Annotated in this window: 17 protein-coding genes; 13 read left to right on the plus strand and 4 right to left on the minus strand. The window is 46.4% G+C overall.

All coding sequences use genetic code 11. The features are described from left to right. Positions 1–73: 73 nt before the first annotated feature. The 8 genes from AZI87_RS04475 to AZI87_RS04510 all read left to right on the plus strand — a co-directional run bounded on the left by AZI87_RS04475 (position 74) and on the right by AZI87_RS04510 (position 10,076). Entirely contained in the window at positions 74–463 is a 390-nt protein-coding gene (locus tag AZI87_RS04475) for a hypothetical protein (RefSeq protein ID WP_063205199.1), read from the plus strand. 183 nt (positions 464–646) lie between these two features. Further along, positions 647–2,374, plus strand: coding sequence for a hypothetical protein (locus AZI87_RS04480; RefSeq protein ID WP_063205200.1), 1,728 nt, complete (start codon positions 647–649; stop codon positions 2,372–2,374). A gap of 2 nt (positions 2,375–2,376) precedes the next feature. Continuing rightward, positions 2,377–3,531, plus strand: a complete 1,155-nt coding sequence (locus tag AZI87_RS04485) for a hypothetical protein (protein WP_063205201.1) — start codon at positions 2,377–2,379, stop codon at positions 3,529–3,531. Further along, positions 3,528–5,087, plus strand: a complete 1,560-nt coding sequence (locus AZI87_RS04490) for a hypothetical protein (protein WP_063205202.1) — start codon at positions 3,528–3,530, stop codon at positions 5,085–5,087. The genes AZI87_RS04485 and AZI87_RS04490 overlap by 4 nt, the downstream gene beginning before the upstream one ends. Continuing rightward, complete coding sequence (locus AZI87_RS04495) at positions 5,080–5,352, plus strand: hypothetical protein (protein WP_063205203.1); 273 nt, start codon at positions 5,080–5,082, stop codon at positions 5,350–5,352. Before AZI87_RS04490 ends, AZI87_RS04495 begins: the two co-directional genes overlap by 8 nt. Positions 5,353–5,446: 94 nt before the next feature. Next, a complete protein-coding gene (locus tag AZI87_RS04500) occupies positions 5,447–6,274 on the plus strand; it encodes a S1 family peptidase (protein ID WP_081112177.1) in 828 nt (275 codons plus the stop codon). Positions 6,275–6,280: 6 nt separating this feature from the next. Then, complete coding sequence (locus AZI87_RS04505) at positions 6,281–7,498, plus strand: hypothetical protein (RefSeq protein WP_253696441.1); 1,218 nt, start codon at positions 6,281–6,283, stop codon at positions 7,496–7,498. Between the two features lie 10 nt (positions 7,499–7,508). Continuing rightward, on the plus strand, positions 7,509–10,076 hold the full coding sequence (locus tag AZI87_RS04510) for a hypothetical protein (protein ID WP_063205205.1): 2,568 nt from the start codon (positions 7,509–7,511) through the stop codon (positions 10,074–10,076). A gap of 1 nt (position 10,077) precedes the next feature. On the opposite strand, the gene AZI87_RS04515 is transcribed toward AZI87_RS04510, so the two are convergent. Beyond that, a complete protein-coding gene (locus AZI87_RS04515) occupies positions 10,078–10,473 on the minus strand; it encodes a DUF721 domain-containing protein (RefSeq protein ID WP_063205206.1) in 396 nt (131 codons plus the stop codon). A 23-nt stretch (positions 10,474–10,496) separates the two neighbouring features. Between AZI87_RS04515 and trmFO the strand changes: the two genes are divergently transcribed. Continuing rightward, the gene (gene trmFO, locus AZI87_RS04520; protein ID WP_063205207.1) at positions 10,497–11,819 is read left to right on the plus strand and encodes a methylenetetrahydrofolate--tRNA-(uracil(54)-C(5))-methyltransferase (FADH(2)-oxidizing) TrmFO; all 1,323 of its coding nucleotides are present in this window, start codon (positions 10,497–10,499) and stop codon (positions 11,817–11,819) included. Between the two features lie 12 nt (positions 11,820–11,831). Here the strand turns inward: trmFO and AZI87_RS04525 are convergent, their stop codons facing one another. Beyond that, complete coding sequence (locus AZI87_RS04525) at positions 11,832–12,446, minus strand: thymidine kinase (protein WP_081112127.1); 615 nt, start codon at positions 12,444–12,446, stop codon at positions 11,832–11,834. A gap of 567 nt (positions 12,447–13,013) precedes the next feature. Between AZI87_RS04525 and mltF the strand changes: the two genes are divergently transcribed. Beyond that, positions 13,014–14,393, plus strand: coding sequence for a membrane-bound lytic murein transglycosylase MltF (gene mltF, locus AZI87_RS04530; RefSeq protein WP_253696443.1), 1,380 nt, complete (start codon positions 13,014–13,016; stop codon positions 14,391–14,393). A 52-nt stretch (positions 14,394–14,445) separates the two neighbouring features. Here the strand turns inward: mltF and glmS are convergent, their stop codons facing one another. Both glmS and glmU read right to left on the minus strand, forming a co-directional pair. Further along, entirely contained in the window at positions 14,446–16,332 is a 1,887-nt protein-coding gene (gene glmS, locus AZI87_RS04535; RefSeq protein WP_063205209.1) for a glutamine--fructose-6-phosphate transaminase (isomerizing), read from the minus strand. An 8-nt stretch (positions 16,333–16,340) separates the two neighbouring features. Next, positions 16,341–17,747: a bifunctional UDP-N-acetylglucosamine diphosphorylase/glucosamine-1-phosphate N-acetyltransferase GlmU gene (gene glmU, locus AZI87_RS04540; protein WP_063205210.1), complete on the minus strand. Its 1,407-nt coding sequence runs from the start codon at positions 17,745–17,747 to the stop codon at positions 16,341–16,343. A 57-nt stretch (positions 17,748–17,804) separates the two neighbouring features. Here glmU and AZI87_RS04545 point away from each other — a divergent pair, with 57 nt between their 5' ends. Genes AZI87_RS04545 through AZI87_RS04555 form a run of 3 tightly spaced genes read left to right on the plus strand, consistent with a single transcriptional unit; the run spans position 17,805 to position 21,012 of the window. Beyond that, positions 17,805–18,503 carry a M14 family murein peptide amidase A gene (locus AZI87_RS04545; RefSeq protein WP_063205211.1) on the plus strand — a complete coding sequence of 233 codons (699 nt, stop codon included), beginning with the start codon at positions 17,805–17,807 and terminating at the stop codon, positions 18,501–18,503. Then, positions 18,500–19,183, plus strand: coding sequence for an HAD hydrolase-like protein (locus AZI87_RS04550; RefSeq protein ID WP_063205212.1), 684 nt, complete (start codon positions 18,500–18,502; stop codon positions 19,181–19,183). The genes AZI87_RS04545 and AZI87_RS04550 overlap by 4 nt, the downstream gene beginning before the upstream one ends. Next, entirely contained in the window at positions 19,171–21,012 is a 1,842-nt protein-coding gene (locus tag AZI87_RS04555) for a histidine kinase dimerization/phospho-acceptor domain-containing protein (RefSeq protein ID WP_063205213.1), read from the plus strand. The genes AZI87_RS04550 and AZI87_RS04555 overlap by 13 nt, the downstream gene beginning before the upstream one ends. The last annotated feature ends 6 nt before the right edge of the window (positions 21,013–21,018 follow it).

Consider the following 21,018-nt stretch of genomic DNA (forward strand, 5'->3'; position numbering starts at 1 on the left):
AGAATCTAAGCTTTCAATGTGTGAAAAAAATTGAATCGTCGTTAGCATGAGGGTGAAAACAAGGAGGGCCATCATGCCTAGAGGTTCAAAAGAAAAATACACGAGCAAACAAAAACGCCAAGCAGAACACATCGAAGAGAGCGCGAAAAAACGCGGCTATTCAGCAAAGCGCGCCGCCCAAATCGGCTGGGCCACAGTGAATAAAGAAACTGGCGGCGCAGGTAAAAAAGTTTCTAACACCGAGCCTTCGAAACTCGGCGGTAAAAGAGGCGGAAAAGCCGCGGCGAAATCCAAGTCATCTTCTTCCACTAAATCGGCTTCTTCAAAATCAGCCTCATCCAGATCATCTTCAAAATCTTCATCAAAATCGACACAATCACATGCATCACGCGTGCGTGCTGCGAAGAAGGGCTGGCAAACAAGACGCCACAGCGGCGGCGCTACTCACCACGCTTCCCACTAACCTCTATTCCACTAAGGCCCTTCCTGAAAAGTAAGGGCCATTCATTTCGCACCTTTTTTGTCACCGTGTACAACTTCGAAGCTTCGTAATCAAAACAATCTGTTCTTGGATAGGTTCGTTAATTGCTTTGCTCTTAAGAATACGAATATTTCATTGTGTTTCATTGTGAGACGAAGGGAAAGTATGAAAACGGCCGTGGTCTTTTTTATCTTATTGAATGGTCTCAATTCCATTGCACTTGCGGATAGGCCGACTTCACGGACGGGAGTTATTCCGGCACCCCCGGTTCAAAACAGCGGCATCTCTTTTGGACCTGTCAGAGAAGTCACTCGTTGCAAAACCTACGTCGTTAATCCCGAAGCATCGAAAGCAGATGAAGGATTGATGGACGCTGGAAACATGGACCACCTTGTGAACACCACCAAAGACATCACAAAAAGAAACCAGCTAAATCGCATCGCCCTTCAACAATGTGTTACCTGCGACTTCTATGACCTTAGCAAAGGCGACAGTGCCTCGGACAAAATGACTTGCTTAAAAGCGCAGGCCGACAGATTGATGAATGTAAAAAAACGCAATTGGTATCCTTATCCGGGTCAATGGTTCGAAGCATTGCTGTTAAATTCGGTGGAGCAAAACGTCTTAACTAAGAATGCGTATGACCCGAACTACAAAAACTTTCAACGCCTTTTCGCAGAGGAAAGGAACACTCCTTTTTACAACATAGATGGCACCGGTGGATATGTGAACTACTACACCCAAGACAATGCCCGCTTGTGGTTCGTAGAACCCTATCGCTCTTTGATATTTCATGGTTTTGTCTTCGCTCAGAAGAAAGACAGCTTTACTAAATATTTCAACACACTTTCTGCTGACGACCAAAGAACTGTGCTGCGTGGATTTTTGAACAAGGTCCTGGAGGGATGGAACTTTGGCGATGAAGTGGGGCGCCTGATGGGTCAATCGAAGCTGTTCGATGAAATAGCTTCAACTAAAATGGATCAAATTGAACGCACCTACTTGGAAAGAGGCGCTTCCTCAGGATTGGATTTGTGGTTGGTATCGACATATTCCGATTCCAAGCTAGAACGAATCAAAAAATCAATTCAAGTGGAAGCCGATCTGCATGCCATGAGATTGCATATTTTGAAGGGCACAACCGGTTTGACCTTGAGCCAGGAAAACCTAGATGCACTCGGTGCAGACTCACGAAAGAAAGTGGAAGAGCTTCTTGCGAGAATCAATAGCTCTGGCGCCGATTCTCAATTTGCAATGGTGCAACATCTGAACAGAGTGATCACGCAGTTAGCTTTAAAAAATGATTTGGATCTGAGTGCCTATCTTAAAAATCTAAAAAAGATGACCGAACATATGCATGTTGACGGTCGCGCAGTTACGTTGAAGGCCCTGCTGTGGACGGGACAAGGTGAATACTTTGCTTATGAATCCGCAGAAATTATTAAGTCACTTCCCTACGCATTTAACAAAGAAGATCTTTATCTGAAATTAAAAAAGGATTTGCCGGAATTTAAATCTGTGCTTCGTCGTCTGGGGGCTTTACTTCAAGACGTAGATACATTGGAAATAAACGACTCTGACAGCGTTGATGCGGCCGTAGAATCGCTAATCAATCTTTTGTCGGAAAATAACGAGTTTGGCGACTCTGACGTGCGCGCCAATCTTTTAAGTGAATTAACAAATTCAATTATGGATGACTCTGCAACAAAGCTTGAAGTATTTCGCACAGTGAAGGCACATTATCGAGAACGCATCGCCGCTTTTCATGCAGATATCACAAAAGGACTTCAAGCACTTGATGGATTAGACGCAGCCTATGCGATCGTGCCCCAAGCGCCCAAGGGTCTTCCCTGTCCACCGAATCAGCCCTGCATTCCAGGACCGATGAGATAGTTATGAAAGCACTTCTGGCGTTGATAATCATCTTTACGGTCGTTGAAGGACAAGCAAATTGCTATGCTAATCCCTCTCGCGAAACCTTAAAAAGCAAGCAAGGCGAAAAAGTCACGGGTGACATCGTGGCCGCCTGTCAGGCGGAAGGCGAGCCCGTTCGCATGGGCATTAAGGAACTCACTAACGTTCAAAACCTTATTAATGCGGCGGAAAAAGACCGTAAGTATCTAGATGAATATTTCGACACGCTGACACAGCTCTTAAATCTGCAAGCACAAAGCAATAATCTCGTCTCTGAAATATCCAACTTCAAAGGAAGCTATGAAACAGAGACAGCACAAATCAGTCTTTGGAGCGCACAGCTGGGTTATATCTCTGGCGCCACATCGAAATTGATCGGAACATACGAAAAAGCCACCGTCTTGCCGGAAGAACATCCACTTAAAAAACTTCTGGCAGCTCAACGTGCGGCGGAATTTGATGAGACCTTCGAGATCATCGAGGAATATTTAAAAAGATATCCTGAAGGGCTCCTCAAAGCAAAAACTGCAGATTGGACCCCAATAAAGAAGCTGGAAAAAGACGTCGCCGACGCTAAAGCCGCATTTGCGCTGGCTCGTCAGCGTTTAGATAAGAGGTCTGCAGATTTCTATAACGGGTTGACGCAGATTCACGGCCCCGAAGTCTCAGCAGTTCGCATCCAAAGCATTTACTCGAAATTCCGTGACGAAAGTCAGTTGAGTGAGCTTGTTCGTTCTTATCGCTTGCTCCTAGCTCAAGGCATCTATTTGACGGTCAAGGACGATATTGAAGGTCAAAAGATTCGCCTCAAAGCGGTGATCGAACGATTAGGTAAGAACGCGCAGTATGTTGACACTGAAATTCAACGAGACCTGAATCTGCTTATGAAGGCAGAGACGGTATCTGCCGCAAGCACCGCTGAAAAAAGCTATAAACTTCTTCAATCAGCATTAAAGGCTCAGAAGAGTTCACTGCAAAAGAGCAAACTAACGGCATCTTCAATTGTCAGTCAAAAGATCGAGAGCTGGTTGAAAGAGTCAAACGAAAAGGGTTATGCAACTATTCTTCAACTGAAAGGCGAGATCCTCTATCGTGAAGCGCAGGCCGCTCTGAAAGTTTCAAAGGTGGCAAAATGAGATTCCTCGTTTTGCTTTTGATTTCATTCTTCACCGCCGCGACTGCACTGGCTGCGGATTATGGCCGTATAAAAGTGCGCGTCCTTTCACCCAATACGGCCCATCATTGGAAGGTCAGCTTAGCGGCCAACCGCAGTTCTTTGGCTCAATTTGCTCACGCAACTAGCGGCGATCTCACCGTCAGCTTGAGTCGTCATCATTTGAACTCTTATGGAAGTACGACTGAAATTAGCGCGAACTATGGTGAGTTTGGTCACCAAGACCAATGTAGTTTTGAATATATCTTGATGTTTTCTTTAGACGGCAAAAGTTGGATGAACATCGGACAGTTCTCGGCACCAAATGCAGGGGATAGGACGACCATTCCCATCGGTCTTTGCGGTGGAGAGATTTGTTCTTCTGACGGCCGTTTACAAGCCAATATTGACCAACAAAAAATTGAGATACGACAGCAGCGCATTCAAAATGCTCGCAATAATCTGCAAGCTCAGTATCGACAGTTAGAAAACTTAAAAAATTCTTTGAAGAACAAAGCGAAAAGTCCAGATCTTACAAAAGGATCTCGTGAGCTGGATTTACGCATGAAAGAAAACGAAAAGGACGCCTCAGATAAAAAGAAGCTAGAAGAGCTTAAAAAACTTGAAGAACAGATGAAACAGGATGTGCCCACAGAGGGACTGGCTGATGAAGCCATGGCGGAAGCCTTGCTTACTGAATCTAACAAGGCTCTAGCTAAAGAACAAATGGCGGATCTTAACGGCGTTCTGCCAGAAGAAGCGAGCGATTTAACAGAAGCGTTAAGCGGAGAAAAAGCCCTGTCGGAATTGTCGGCCCAAGAACAAGCCGCACAAAGAAAGCTGCGAGACTCAGAACCCGAAGACGTTATGGATCTGCTGGAAGATATGTCCATGGCAAAGGCTCAACGCTACTTAATGACTCATCCCGAAGTCTTTAAAGAGGCCTTGGCTCTGGGCATTCGTTTAACGCCTGCAGGGGACCTCATAGACGCGTGCGAGGCAATCACCGGAACCGAGAACTGTATGCCGGGCGGTCGCAAGCTCAGCACCACAGAACGCGTTTATGCTGCTGCGGGTGTCGCTATGGGGAATCGACAGATTTGGTCTGGGGTTTCCAAAGGCATCTCAAAGATGGTGGATGATGTCGGTGATGGTGTTGTTCGAGGATTAGGAAATATCGGCGACTCACCGACCGCACGTGCGATGATGCGACAAGAGGAAGTCACGTTCAAAGTCGCAGACCGTGTTCAAGGCCAACTGAGTGACCCAAGACTGAAACACCTTCAAGGGAAGTTGACCGTCGACGACATCCAAAAAATGGTTCGTAACAAAAATGCGACAGTTGTATATGATACAGAACGAGCTACCATTAACGTGTATCAGCACGTGGACGGCGTACCCGTCAGAATCACGGTCGTGGGTGATCAGTATAAAATCATCAGTGTTGGACCCTATAATGAAGCCAACACACTAAACCGATTGAAAAGAGGTCGTGATATCCCGATCAATCCAGAAGCAAGGAAGTTGGACTATGAGTAAGTTTGAAATGGGTTCTGATGTCGAAATTAAGAAGCGACAAAATGACCTTGAAAAACTTTTGATTCTGGTTGAGCCCAATAAGGAGCTTTGGCCGTGGTTTCTTGCTGACGAAGCCACGTTTATGGACATTTATGATGGAAGCTCCGCCGAAGGGGTGGAGCTCTTGCAGAAAAGCTTCCCAGATAAAAAAATCCGTCTTGAACATGTTTCCTGGGACCTTCCCCGACTTCTAGATTTTCTGTTCGACAAAAAAGCCCTTATCTAGAGTTGCATTTTAGGTCGCCTATCAAAACTTTAGACACCTAATAAAGAACCTGTTTTCGCTCTGCCGAGCCAGTTTTTTGCAAGTCTCCGTCGACATGAGAAAATGGCTCGTTCTTTCCCTTTTGTTAAGTGCCTGTCAAAGCGACATCCAACCCTCCCCGGCCTTGATTGCGCACGCGGATTCACCGGCTATTGTGGGTGGCGCTGAAGTTTCACATGAAGACGCCATGACTCGAAAAGCGCTGCACCTTCGTTCCCTTTACAATAAGCAGGTGAAAGACGATGGCAACAAGATCACCACATCCTACAAAGTGCAAGAGTGCACGGCGGCGGCTATTTCACCAAGAATCATCCTGACAGCGGCTCATTGTATCGTTGAAAATGCCAACATCGTTCGTATTGAGTTGCCAGTGGAAGACAAAAAGGCGCTTTATAACGTCATAAAAATCGTGCCCCACCCCGACTACCCCAAAGAAGATACGTCAGACTTGGCTATGATGCTTTTAGAGATTTCGTTGCCTGAAGATATAACTATCATGACCTTGCCTGACGCTAAAAAAAACTTAGAACTTAAAACCGTCACGGCCGCAGGTTTTGGCCGAACCAACGGAAAAAAATCTTTGCCAGGAAATGCAGGGATACTTAGAACCGTCGATCTTGAGATCGCCTCTTATGATCCTAACCTTCCCACTTTTGAAGTCGATCAAACAAAAGGGAGAGGCGTTTGCCAAGGCGATTCTGGTGGACCGGCAATGGTCACCACCGGCAACGACACGATGATTGTCGGCGTAGTTTCAAAGTCTTTGATTCCACAAACGGAAGATCCAGATCCCGATTGGTGCAGTTATCGCGGTCAGTACATCAATGTTCAGAACCATATGGACTGGATTCAAAAAACTTTTAACGCTTTATCTTTAGAGTAGAGATACATGAAACAAGTCAAAGCCTTCTTAATTTTATTAGGACTTTGTGGTGCCATGAGCGCCCAGGCTTTGACGTCCACGAACGTTCTTCCCGAAGGCATCAACAGTCCTTCCTTCCGCTTTGGCAAAATTGATGGCATCGATGAAAAGTACATCGAAGACGGTACGCTGATGAAGCTCGGTGACTATAAGTCCGTCGTCTTTGATGCGCCGACTTTAGCTAAGTTTAATTCCGATGCGAAAAGATTGATCGATGCTTTGAATAGTTTCGGCGCTCACAGCTTGGGAAGCGATTTCAATTTAGGTGTTTTACGTGTTCACACGAAACCCACCGTCCAATATTTTGCTCCGGTCTTCGCAAGAGGTCTCACTAAAAAATGGACTCTGGGCCTAGGGCTTCCTGTTGTCACCTATAAAAACACCGTTTCGATTTCCCAGCAGTTTTCCAACATCGAATACTACCGCGAGCAATTTTCCGGACTCAGTGCAGAGCTCGATAGCGCTTTAAATACGAATTTAGCCGTGGCTACTCAACAGACGCTGAAGCAAAAAGGTTATCAACCTTTAGCAAATCAGGACGAAACTTTTTTAGGGGACGTGCAACTTGCCAGCGTTTACAAGTTTTATGAAGACGGCAAACAAGCCATTGTCTATCAAGCCCAGGTGAATTTACCGACGGGACCCGCCTACGATCCAGACAATCTTGCTGCTTTAAATATTTTTGGAAGAACAAATATCAATAACACGATCGCCTATTCACGAAAAATGGGAAAGAGTTTCAGCCTCGTTCCCTATCTTTCTTATATCTATAACGTTCCAGATAAAATCACGGCGCGTGTTCCTTTGGACGAGGACGACACTTTGCCAGATCTCGCATCCAAAGAAGAAGTGAATCGCGCCTTGGGTGATACCACAACACTGGGAAGCAACTTGTTTTATGAAATGAGTGACAGTTGGACCTTTGGTGGTGGCTATGAATACTCCACAAAGTTTGAAGATCAATTCTCAGGAACAAAAAATTCTCGCTATGATCTGCTGGCGCTGAACACCGAGATGCGCGCGCAAAGGGTGAAAGCGGAAGTTTCTTACAGTTCCGTGAAATCGTATTTCAAAAAAACCGCGGTCATTCCAATGATTGTGTCCCTGGAAGTTTCTGACGTGATTGCGGGCGTGAATGTAGAGCGCCAGTTAGTGCAAGAGCTGAACTTGATGATGTTTTTTTAAAGGATTTTAAATGAAAGCCGGCATTAAAATTCTTATTTCATCCCTTCTCGCTTTGAGTGCATGTGCGCCGAAGCCCGAAGAGCGTCGTTTCGAGAGTCCACGAAGCACTTTTGGTCCCAAGTCGAAGGATGCTGATTTAAACGCACGTCTTCGCTCTTTCAATCGGGAAGCGCCTCCCCTGACGTGGCAGGGCACTGTTTTAACTGCTGACTTCTTTGAACAAGCTGAAAATCTAATTGCGCTTGGCAACCTTCGCGACGATGAAGCCTTAAAGAATAAAGGACTTCAATGGATTCAAAATTTCTATGCGCAACCGAATGCAACGACGTTGGTGCCTTTGGCTCAAACTCCGTTTGCCTCTTTGGCTGCCGCCCAAACTCAGGAAGAAGTCCGAAAGACCTTAGAAGAAGTCGCTATTGACCTAGAAAAATCAAGACTTGTTCTTTCAGGAGCCATCTTAAATTTGGGCCATGGCTACCCCTGGCCTCAGCAGCCAGAAACTCTGGCGGGACTGCTTTTACATGTAGAAAGATTCGCCGAAGCCATTCTTGGTTCGATCGACGGGTTGGACATGCCTGACATGATTAAGGATGGCGTGAAAACAGAACTTCGTCTTCAAACGAAGCCTTTGTTTTCAGACCTTCAGCGCTTGATGGTCGATTTGCAAAACGCTAAGACCCTGAATCAAACTTTAAACCTTGTTGAAAAAGTCATTAAAGACTTCGAAGTGGCAGTTCCCCCGGAACTTCAAAAAAGCTTACAGCAGGGCCGCCTGATCGCAACGGGTTTAGATGCAATTCAAGAAGAACCTCAAGCCGGACTCACAGTCCTCATCGATATCTGGAAAATTCTTACCCCGGCCGAAAAGGAAAGTTACTTTAAGCCGGTCAATGAAGACCTTTACGACTTCCTGACAAATCAAGACGACAAAGAACTGGATTGCCTAAGAAAAGAAGGCTGTTCGGGTGGCCTGTTTAAAGGTATTGCGAAGAAAGTCTTCATTCTGCCAAAAATAAAAAAGTATGGACTGCAACAACTACGTCAAGAGATGAACGAAAAGACCAAGGGTTATGTTCAATCTGAAATTGAGAAGTTTGCGCAAAATTTCGTGAAAGAGCTTCCAGCCCTCTTCGTGGAAAAAATTGATGCGGGCTTGGTTGCAAAAAGCAAAGAGCTTGCCGGCGTACAATCAAATTATGGTGATTACATCAAAAAGCTTTTTGCGACCTGGTCCGAAAAAGTTCTGCCAGAGACGAAAGGTCAATTGCCTGGTTTTGAAGCCTCGCACATCAAAGTTCAGCTTTCGAACAAAACAGCGCTGACCTTGCAGCCTCAAGGTTCCATCACAGAAGTCCAAGCTGAAAATATTGGACCTTCTTTAAGTGCAAATAGCATTCTTCTGGAATACGGTGCTCCGGAAACAGCTCAAAGTTTTCAGGCGGCGTTATCCCAAGTTAACAAGCTTGTCAGCATTGGCGGGTATCGTGATGTGAACGGCAACTTGATCCCGGCTCTTCTGTCTCCGGTAGAATCGGCGAAGACACCTTTAGACATCATGAATCTCGCTGAGTCCGAATTTTCATACCGCATTCCCGACAAGATCCGTCTGCAGGATGGCTTTCATGCGAATGAAGAAATGGCTTACGAAAAGAACTTTTCAGCGGCTGCCTTTGCGTCACAAATTCACGGTCTCAGCCGCATGATGCGCGTGATGGCAGACTGGAAGGATACGAATTTTGATAAAACACTGGGAAAAATTAAAGCGCAAGAATTGACCGGTGAAATTCAGGCCGAGGCTTTGAACCGGTCTCTTTTCCCCAAAGATATGCTCTTCACTTTGAATTTGGGTGACGTTGCGGTTTTGCTTCAAGATATTACAAAAAAATCGACACCGGTGTTTTTACTAACACTCGATAAAAAATTATTGTGGGCCGATCAATATGCGACGACCACAGAGACAGCGGTGATGGGTGGAATTGTCGACATTAAGGCCGGAAGAAAATCCAATGCCGTAAAAACTCGAGACATGGCTAAGTTTATCCTCGCCATTGCCGAGTTCTTAGAGGCCACAGAAGGTGTAGAGAACACCAAATCGTCAATTCTTCGAGAAAAGAACGCGGAAGGATTAAGTGCCTTAGACACATTGCTGGACGGACGACGCGACCTCAAACTTCTGACCGTAGCCCTTGCTAACTTTTTATCGAATCAATTGATGAATGAAAAGTCATTGCTACCGTCTTATTATTATCTCAATAAGCTTCAACCTTCGAATAATCCCGAAGTGAATGCCGAAGAGCAGGCCCTGAGCATCCGCGCGCTTCTGAAGGCGGCAGAAGTAACCGAGTTAGAAACATACAAGTGGTCGGCGCTCGAAATTTATTACGGCATGAATAGGCATCTTTATAACGATAAAGAGGGGTTTTATATTCATGGCGATGGAACGAAACTGGATTTCCCGCAGAAGGTGAACGTAATCCTAGCGTTAGAAACAGTTCGTCCACATCTGAACAAAGAAAGCCGTCAGCAATTGGATAAAATCCAACTGCCGTGGATTCGCTCTTTACAGTCTTTGAAGTGATTTAGTCGTTGTCGTCTTCGGGAGCGATCTTTTGAATCATCTCTCGGAAACCCTGTTGATCCGCCGAAGGAACTTCGCGGCGGTCCAGAGTGAACTTGATATATTTTACAAAATTCTTCTCAAATTTTTGGTTGATGGTGTCACGAATGTGATTCCCCATAAAACTCATCTGTTGCATCCAGGTTGAGTTTCGCACCCAAACATACAAAACACCGCGCTGAAAACCGACAGGCTCGGCATTTTTCGCAATGGTGGGCCCCACGACTTCTTCCCATTTCGCCCACAATTTCCAACGCATAAATTGCTCTGACAATGGCGACTTGCCATTTTCAAAAAGACTCTGTAGTACTTCCGAGCCGATAGAAAATTTACGCTTGGGTTTGTTTGTGTAATCCATCTCAGAAAAGGTCTACCACAAAGATGACAAATTTCACTCAAAATCAAAAAATTACAGTGGTTGGTGCAGGGCTCGCAGGCTCGGAATGCGCATTACAATTGGCTGACATGGGATATCAAGTCGTTCTTTACGAAATGCGCGACAAAACCATGACGCCTGCTCATAAAACTCACAAGTTCGCAGAGCTTGTTTGTTCGAATTCTTTTGGCAGTTTGGGAGAGCACTCCGCACCAGGACAATTGAAGTGGGAAGCAAAAAAAATGAATTCCCACATCTTGGATGCGGCCTTCAAAGCTCAAGTTCCAGCAGGCCAAGCTTTAGGAATGGACCGCGAAGTCTTTTCTGAAATCGTCACCGAGAAAATTAAAAATCATCCTCGAATCGAAGTTCGCAACGATGTGGTAACATCGCTGAGTTCACTTCCGCGCCCGACCGTCATCGCCACGGGCCCTTTGACTCATGACGAACTCGCCGAAGACATGCGCAAACATTTCGGCGACGAATTTCTTTACTTCTTCGACGCCATTGCGCCAATCATTGACGCCGATACCATCAACACGGAAATCGCGTGGAAAGCCGACCGTTACGATAAAGGCACGGGCGACTACTACAACTGTCCGATGAACAAAGAAGAATACAATCGGTTCATCGAAGAAATCAAAAACGCACGTAAGATCGAACCAAAACATTTCGAGACGACGAACTTTTTTGAAGGCTGCATGCCGATTGAAGTGATGGTGGACCGTGGTCCTCAGACTCTGCGTTTCGGTCCCATGAAACCGATCGGCTTGGATGATCCACGCACAGGTCGTTATCCTTGGGCCGTCGTCCAATTAAGACAAGACAACAAAGAAGGCACGGCCTACAACATGGTCGGCTTTCAAACTCGCATGGCGTACGGAGAACAAGTGCGCGTCTTCCGCATGATTCCAGGGTTAGAAAATGCAGAGTTCCTAAAGCTAGGAAGCATTCACCGCAACCTCTTCATCAATTCTCCGAAAAGATTGAATCAAGATTTGTCCTCCAAGAATGATCCTTGGTTGTTCTTTGCGGGCCAAATCACAGGTGTCGAAGGATACTTCGAATCGACGTGTACGGGACTGATGGTCGCGCATTTCTTGAATCAAAAACTTCAAGACCGCCCTTTCACACCACCACCAAGAGCCAGCGCCTTTGGTTCTTTGTTAGAAGCAATCACGGATCCTACAAGAGCAGAGCACTTCCAACCTACGAACATCAACTTCGCCCTTCTTCCACCATTGGCAGAAAAAGAGCGCGACAAAGAACTTCGCAAGAAAAAGCAAATCACTTTAGCTCGCGAAGCTTTGCAAAACTGGAATCCCTAAGGGCCAAAGCCTTTAGGAGATTTCCATTTCACGTTTTAATTTCCAATCTAATGTCGGCTGATCCACTTCAGGCTTGAAGTGGTCACGGCAACGAGCTTCATAAGAATCATGAGCCCCAACAAGAACCTGATTGTCTCCACCTGAAGTTCTTTGCGTACGGCTAGCTTGAGCACCACAAACCACGCACACCGCGTGTTGCTTCGTCACGCTTTCAGCAATCGCCATCAAAGTCGGCATCGGCTCAAAAGGCTTCCCCTGCCAATCCGTATCCAAACCCGCAATAATCACACGAAGCCCACGATCAGCAAGATCCTGGGCCACCTGCACCAGGTTCGCAGAAAAGAACTGCCCCTCATCAATACCGACAACTTTAGTTCCCGGCTTCAAATGACTCCAAATCTCTTCCGCATCATGAATCGGCAAAGAATCCATCGTCGTCATATTATGAGAAGTCACTGCCATCTCATTATAACGTTTATCAATAATAGGCTTAAAAACCTGAATCTGAAGCCGAGCAAACTCCGCCCGACGCAATCGACGAATCAACTCTTCAGTCTTCCCACTGAACATCGACCCAACAACGATTTCAATCCACCCTCTACTTTGAACATAAGAAAACTCAGACACTTGACCCCTCACTGTCTTCAGCCAAAGACGATCCAAGAATCCCCACCGCGAGTCACCAACTAACGCAAACCGTCCCCACCAAAAAATCCCAAGAAAGCATGTCTATATATAGAGAAGACCAAAAAATAAAACTGCCGCTCTTTTAAGCTGCAACACTTCGAAAACCACTTCATCCAATTCACTGGCCCAAATACAAATCGGAAGAACCCAAGAACCTGGTTTCGATTCCGTGGATTGGCGAAGGCATTTTCCCTGGCAGATGACGAAGGGACCTCCGGCCCGCCAGGATGGCGTATTCAAGGCCGGCGAGGGCAGGATGCCCGCGTCCCGAAGTCAGCTGACAGGGAAAATGCCTTCGACAAGCCGCGGAATCGAAGGACCCGCGTTACAATCGCGAGCTTCTCCCAATTTCGTAACACGGGACCGCAACCCCACACTGAGACTGAAGTTTTTTCTAATTCACCACGGAGTTCTTCCAAAAACCGTCAGTTTTTCACAATTTTAAGGGTCTGAACCACCCTTATGGCTTGCGACTGCGGCGCGTCGTCGGATACTCAGGGCGAACACATGGGAATGTTTTTAAGATTTCGACAGAAATTAACCAAGGTCGCTCTAGTCAGCGCTTTGGGTTTTACGACGATCGCAATGAATGGCTGTGACGCCATTTATTGGGACGAGCAAGAAACTTTGTCCCGTGTTCAAGCTAAAGGCGAAGTTGTTGTCCTCACCACGCAAAGTCCTCTTATATATAGTAAGCCGAAAAAAGGGGTGGCGTTCGGAATCGACCACGATCTGTTAGAAAACTTCGCTCACCGCTACAACCTCAAGATCCGTTACGTGGTTCTTCCTGATGAAGACTCGGTGATAAGGGCTTTGATGAAGGGTGAGGGCGATATTGCGGCCGCTCGTTTGAGGACTCCTCGCAATAATACAGGCTTTTTGAAAAGCCCGGCCTATGAAGAGACTTTCTTAAGTCTTTACTGCCACAAAAAATCCCAAGTTCAAAATATCCAGGATCTTAACGGCAAACGCATCCAGCTTCTTAATAAAGACAACTACTTCGGTCTTTCACAACGCCTGCTTCAACTTTCTCCGTCAGTCCAACTTGAAATTTTAGAAAACACGAAAACTCAGGATTTATTCACGGGTCTTCCGCAACGTAAAACGGATTGCGTGATCGCTGAAAACTTCAGTGGAGATTTCTATACGCGCTATCACACCTCCGTAGAAAAAGTGACGGCCCTGACGGAGTCTTATTCATTAAGCTGGCTTTTAACTCCAGATAATTATGATCTCGTGCAGTTAATGAATGCTTGGTATCAGCAAGCCTCTCGCGATGATGAAATCATGCGTACCTTGGATCGTTACAAAACTTATCTGGCACAACTGGATAAACGCGACATCGCTCAATTCTTTAAAAAGATTCGTTCGACACTTCCTCTTTACCGCCAGGCTTTCAAAGATGCCGGTGAAGAGCATGGTCTTCCTTGGCAGTTGATTGCTTCCGTAGCTTATCAAGAATCTCATTGGAATCCCGATGCTCGCAGTTTTACTGGCGTGCGCGGACTGATGCAGCTAACGACAGAGACAGCCGATCACGTGGGAATCGAAGATCGCACCGACCCTATGCAAAGTATTTGGGGCGGATCGAAGTATCTTCGTTACTTGTGGAATCGCACTCCGAATGATTTAAATCCCAAAGACCGCCTGGCTTTAACTTTAGCGGCTTATAATGTCGGCGTCGCGCACTTGAAAGATGCTCAGAAGTTGGCTGAAAAAATGGGGCGAAATCCGAATTCCTGGAGACACTTGCGTGAAGTACTTCCGCTTCTAGCAAATCCTGATTATGCGGCTGAGCTTGAATACGGGCCGGCACGTGGTTACGAAACGGTGGATTTTGTAGAGCGAGTGAAGTCCTTCTATAACTTGATGAATTCTGGCGTTTAAATCTTTTGAAATTCAGAAATAAAAAAGCCCTCTTTTTAGAGGGCTTTTTCGTTTATTCAACAGTCACTGATTTTGCGAGGTTGCGTGGTTGATCCACATCGTAACCAAGGTTGCAAGCCAAGTGGTAAGACATCAGCTGCAATGGGATAACCGTCAAGATAGACTCTACGGTCCAGTGAGCTTTTGGAATAGCCAAATAGTATTCACTGATCGCACGAAGTTTTTCATTTTCGCCAGTCCCGATAGAAATCACTTTACCGCCACGGGCACGCGCTTCTTCCAGATTGCTGATCGTTTTTTCATAAAGGTGATCTGTCGGAGCCACCATGACAATAGCCATGCGCTCGTCAATCAACGCCAACGGACCGTGCTTCATTTCACCTGCGGCATAACCTTCAGCGTGCATGTAAGCAAGTTCCTTCAACTTCAAAGCACCTTCCATTGCGATCGGGAAGCTTGTGCCACGACCCATATACAAGAAGCCGCGGAACAGCTTCAAACCTGAAGCGGCTTCTTCGAAATATTTGTCATAAGCCAACACACCTTCCATCTGACTTGGAACCGCTAGCAAAGATTTCACCAATTCTTTTTCGGTTGCTTCATCCATCGCACCACGAGCGCGCGCCAATGAAATCGCGAAGCAGTTAAGAACAGCCATTGTACTGGTGAAAGCTTTTGTCGACGCCACACCAATCTCTGGGCCCGAGTTCATGTACAAGTGACCATGAGCTTCACGATCAATTGTCGAGTTGCGCACGTTACAGATACTCAAAGTCGTCGCACCCAGCTCTTTCGCCATACGAATCGCCGCCAAAGTATCGGCAGTTTCACCACTTTGAGAGATCGTCATTACCAAGCTGCGAGGAGGAATCACCGGATTGCGATAACGGAATTCACTTGCGATATCACATTCAACTGGAACTTTCGCCAACTGTTCGATCAGGTATTTACCGACCATGCCGGCATAATTACTTGTACCGCAGGCAATGATGAAAACGCGATCGATGTTCTTAAAGACTTCCTGAGTTTTAGCCCAGTCTGCCTTCGCATCAAGCTCATCCAATTTTTGAACAGGCTGGCCGCCAAAGCCGACATTTTTTAGAGCCACAGAGAAATTCTCTGGATTCACGTGCGGCTCAATCGCTGCCGCGACGGCGCGAGGCTGCTCATAAATTTCTTTAAGCATGTAGTGAGCATAACCCTGTTTTTCAACCATCTCTGGATTCCAGTTCAGCTCAACCACTTTCTTTTGAATGGGGAAGCCATTGGCAGAGAAGAATTGAACATCGGCACCTTTGATCGACACGATTTCGCGGTCATCCAAATAAACGAATTTTTTCGTGTACTGAATCAAGGCTTGCACGTCGCTAGCCACAAACATTTCTTTTTCACCGATACCAACAACAAGCGGTGGACCGTCTTTGAAAGCCACAAGGCGATCCGGATCCTGTTCCCACATCACAAGGATCGAGAACGCACCACGAATCTTTTGCAGAACACCTTCAACGGCTTTGAAAAGATCTTTTGTCACTTCCACTTCGTTGGCGATCAAATGCGCGACAAGTTCAGAGTCTGTGTCTGAAGTGATCTCAGCGCCTTGAGCCAGAAGCTCTTCACGAATTTCAAGGTAGTTTTCGATAATACCATTGTGAACAAGATTGATGCCGCGAACTTGGTGAGGATGGGCATTTCTTTCAGAAGGTTTACCATGAGTCGCCCAACGAGTATGCCCGATGCCAATACGGCCATCGAATTTCTCGGACGTCAGTTTTTCTTCCAAATTCTTAAGTTTACCTTGAGCGCGCACACGTTTTGTTTTGCCGCCGTCAAGAATAGCCACACCCGCGCTGTCGTATCCACGGTATTCTAATTTTTTAAGACCGCTGATAATGACATCTTTTGGATTTTGAGGGCCTAAATAGCCAACGATACCACACATAACTTCACCTATTTGCTTTCAGTCTCGGCCACTTCTTGTTCAGCGGCTTTGACAGCGTAGTTTTCTTTAACGAATTGTTTGCCACGAGCGACGGCCAAAGCTTTCGCTGGGACATTTTTAGTAATCGTCGATCCGGAACCGATGATGGCGTCATCACCGACTTCGATAGGAGCCACGAACTGAGTGTCACTGCCTACGAAGACACGGTTTCCAATCTTCGTTTTATATTTCTTTCTGTCAGCTGCGTAATTACAAGTTATAGTTCCGCAACCTACATTCACTTCTTCACCGATCTCGGCGTCGCCAAGATACGTCAGGTGACCCGCTTTCGACTTTTTACCGAACTTCACTTTCTTCATCTCGACGAAGTTTCCAACGTGGGCTTCTTCAAAGATTTCTGTCTCAGGACGAAGACGAGCGTAAGGTCCGACAGAAACCTTATTGTGAAGCTTTGATTGCTCAAGGTAGCTTCCGCCGCGCACTTGAACGCTGTCGCCGATTTCAGAATCAGAAATAAAACTGTTCGACTCGATCACCGTGAAAGAGCCCACTTTGGAACGACCACGAATAAAGACGTTCGGGTAAAGCACTGTGCCCGCGCCGATCTCCACACTGTCTTCCACATAGACCGTGCGAGGATCAATCATCAAAACGCCTTCTTCCATTAAGCGCAAAGCTTTGCGCTTAAACAAAAGACGCGTCGCTTTCGCCAGCTCCACTTGGTTGTTTACACCCACAGCGACTTTCGGAGTCGACTGAATAGCTTGAACACGCAACTTGTCCGAGATGCACAAGGAAATAAGATCCGTGATGTAGAATTCTTTTTTCGCGTTGTTATTTGAAATCTTCGGAAGGTATTCCGCAAGTACAGAGCCCTTTACGACATAAATGCCAGTGTTGATCTCTTTGATCTTCAGAGTTTCAGCCGAAGCATCTTTTGCTTCAACAATGGCCGCCAGCTCACCACGGTGGCGTACGATACGTCCGAACTCGCCCGGAGTTTTAATAACTGCTGTTACTACCGCAAGATCACATTTTTCATCACGGAAGTGACGGACGAAGTCTTTGATATCCGAAGCTTCAATCAAAGGATGGTCGCCGTTCATGATAACAACGTCACCTTCGATGGTTTCTGGTTTTGCGCAACGAACCGCGTGGGCGGTGCCCAATTGTTCGTCTTGAACATAACATGCGACACCCATGGGCTCGACGACCTGGCGGACGAGATTTTGTCCATGACCTACGATCACACGAACTTCGGCAGCACCGGCCCCTTTAGAAGCCTGGATTACTTTTTCAATCATCGGGCGTCCTGCCACGGGATGAAGAACTTTAGGAAGTGGTGATTTCATACGTGTGCCCTTACCGGCAGCAAGAGCGATCACAGTTAACTTCTCAGATGAATTGACTGACATTTAGAAACATCCTTTTAAAAGCTTTTCTTCTCTGAAAAAAACAGGCTTAATTGTCTCATGCAAGGAAAAATTTTTCACCAAACTTCTTGGGCTCAAACCTCTCTTGGAACTTCTATCGAATTGTATAAAAAATCACACAGTTTGAGTGACTTTTCCGAACGGCCCATTTTGTTTATCGGAGGAGTTCATGGTGACGAGCCCGAGGGGGTTCGTCTGGCTCAAGAACTGATCCAATGGCTGAAACAGGCCGAGACCACGCACTATGAATCCATCCGCCCTTGGCTGCTCATTCCCTGCATCAATCCCGACGGCTACGCGAAAAACCAAAGGGTGAATGCCCGTGGTGTGGACCTCAACCGTAATTTTCCTTCTCGGGACTGGTCCTCGGAAGCCAAGGCACCCCGATATTATCCTGGCCCTTCGCCTGGAAGTGAGAAGGAAGTGCAGGCCTTGGTAAAACTCATTGAGGACGAAAAGCCACAGCTCATAGTACACTTTCACTCGTGGGAGCCTTGCGTTGTCTATACGGGCCAACCGGGAAAAAAAGCCGCCGAGATTTTGGCGACTGACACAGGTTACGAGGCGCGCGAAGATATTGGCTATCCGACGCCGGGAAGCCTTGGACAGTACGGCTGGATGGAGCATCAGATTCCGGTGATCTGCATTGAAGAACAAGAACACATAGACCTGAATTTGGTATGGCCTCACTTTAAAAAAGGTTTGGAACTTCTGCTAACAGGAAAGTCAATTTCATGAGTAAGTATAAATCCATCGCCTTCGACCTCGACGACACCTTGCTGGACACCTCTGGTATTCTGGTTCCAGCAGCGGCCCGTCGTTCTTGTGAAGCCATGCTGGCTGCCGGCTTGCGATGTGATTTAGAGACTTGTTTGCAGATGCGCCATGAATTGGCCTCGCAATTTTCTCATACGGAAATTTTCACAAAAATCGTCGATAAATTCGGTACGAATCAAAAAGGCAAAGCCATCCACGACGCCTTAGAGCATTTTTATAATCCCGAGATTCCTGAAAAACTTCCGCTGATGCCCGGTTCCTTGGAAAACATCCAAAAACTGCGCGAGTCTCACAATTTATTTTTAGTGACGATGGGTTCGCCCGAAGCGCAGGCACAAAAGATTCGTTCTTTGGGCATCGCTCCCCTTTTCAAAAAAATTTACATTCTGAATGGTTTTATCGGAGAGAAAAAAGAATCCGCATTCTTAGACATCGTGCAAAGTGAAGGTCATAGACCCGAGGAACTTCTCAGTATCGGAAATCGTCTTTCTAGTGAAATTCGTGATGGCAAAAGAATAGGTGCAGACACTTGCTACTTTGCCTACGGCGAACACGTGGGCGAAATCCCACAGTACCCTGAAGATCATCCTGATTTTACAATCACTCAACACCAGGATTTAATCCCGACATGCGGACTTTAAAAGCCAGTTTTCTTTTGATCGGTCCGTGGGACGCGCGTTTGCAAGAGTTAGGAGCGCATATTGCGACTGACCTACAGCAGGCCTGGCATTGGATTCAAGATTCCACTTACGATGTTGTTGCCGTGTCGATCACGTTGGTTTTAGGAAAAAAGTTTCCCGAATTTTATCAGGCCATCAAAGAAAGTTCGCCTTCAACACAATTTATCGCAGTCGTGCCAGAGGATTTTTCCGCTCATCAGCTTTCATTCTTGCATGAAGAGTTTTCATTTTTCCGAGTGATGTCGAGCTACCAAGATGCCGACTTGGAAACTCATTTGTTTTCCGCCTTGGAAGAAGCAAATCAACGCAAGCAGGATGAAAATTTAGCTCTTTTGATTCGCGAGCAGACGGCGCAACTCAAGCGTTTGCAAATTGAACTTGAAGAGCGCGTGCAAAAAAGAACAAAGTTCCTGACAGAAGCGCGCCGCAAACTATTTTTGACTAATTCCCGCATTGAGGGTTTCAAACGAGCGTTGATGGCTGTGCATCAGGCAAGTTCCGTCGGTGAAATTGAACAACTCCTTAATGAATCGATGGCGGCGACAGTTCATACATCCTGGATCCGATTGTTTTATCATCCTCAAGATGAACTGTTTTCAAGACAAGTGCAGGCGCAGCTGAATTTCACTCAATTGCAAGTGCCCCTGTTCCGTCATCACGAAAAAGTCGGTTCGATCTTTTTCTTGCGAGGCCCCGATCACCCTTTCACTAAGGAAGAAAGTGATTTTTTAACTCGTGTGGCTGAAGCCGTCGCCTTGGCGCTAGATAGAATTCAGAAACTTAAAGAATCAGAATCATTGAAAGAACAGTGGGAAGCGACCTTCAACTCGATGTCGGACCCTGTCGTTCTTATTGATACCAATTACGACATCATTCAGTCGAACAAAGCATTAGATGATCGCCTTCGTGAACAAAATCGCGAACACACTTCGCGCAAATGCTATCAAGTTTTGTACAACCGAGAAGAGCCATGTCCGGGTTGCCAGCGCGGAACCAATTTCCGCGTGCAAAGCCAAAGCTCTTCACCCCGAACTTTTGAAGTCTTCAGCCAAAGTCTGCCGCTGGATTCCGAAAAACCACCTGTATTCGTAAATCTTTATCACGATGTGACCCAGCAGCTGAAAATGGAAAAGCAGATCTTAGAATCCGCAAAAATGGCGGAGCTAGGAACCATCGGATCCAGCATTGCGCATGAGCTGAACAATCCCTTAGGCGGCATACTATCTTTCACTCAGTTGATTAAGATGGACATGAGTCCAGACAATCCCCTTTACCCGGATATCGTCGAAATGGAAGCCGGCGTTCAACGCTGCAAAGAGATCGTGCAAAATCTGTTGGGCTTTACTCGTAATCCCAACGCCGATCAGATTGGTGATATCAGTCTAAAAGAGGCCTGCCTGCGCGCTCTTAAGATCGTCGAGCTGCAAACCAAATCACAGGGCATTGAAGTGAAGCTGCACTTCCCGGGGGATGAAATCTTAGTGCGCGGACATTTGAACTTACTAGCCCAAGCCTTGAAAAATGTCCTGCAGAGTGCGATTGACCACGTGACAGATCGTTCACGCAATGAAAAGGGCTTTCGTCCAATTCTAGATATCGAAATTTCTTCTGGCGCCGAACTGACATATATTTTAGTCAAGGATAACGGTACGCCAGAAAAAAACCCTAGTCTTCCTATCGGCTTAGGCCTTTCAGTGGCCTCGCAGATCTTGCGGGACTTCGATGGGACGCTGGAGTTTTCTCTGAGCCAAGACCACGAGAATATAGCGCGCATTGCTTTTTCACTTTAAAGGGTT

The sequence above is a fragment of the Bdellovibrio bacteriovorus genome (assembly GCF_001592745.1).
In the GTDB taxonomy this organism is placed as follows: Bacteria; Bdellovibrionota; Bdellovibrionia; order Bdellovibrionales; family Bdellovibrionaceae; genus Bdellovibrio; species Bdellovibrio bacteriovorus_B.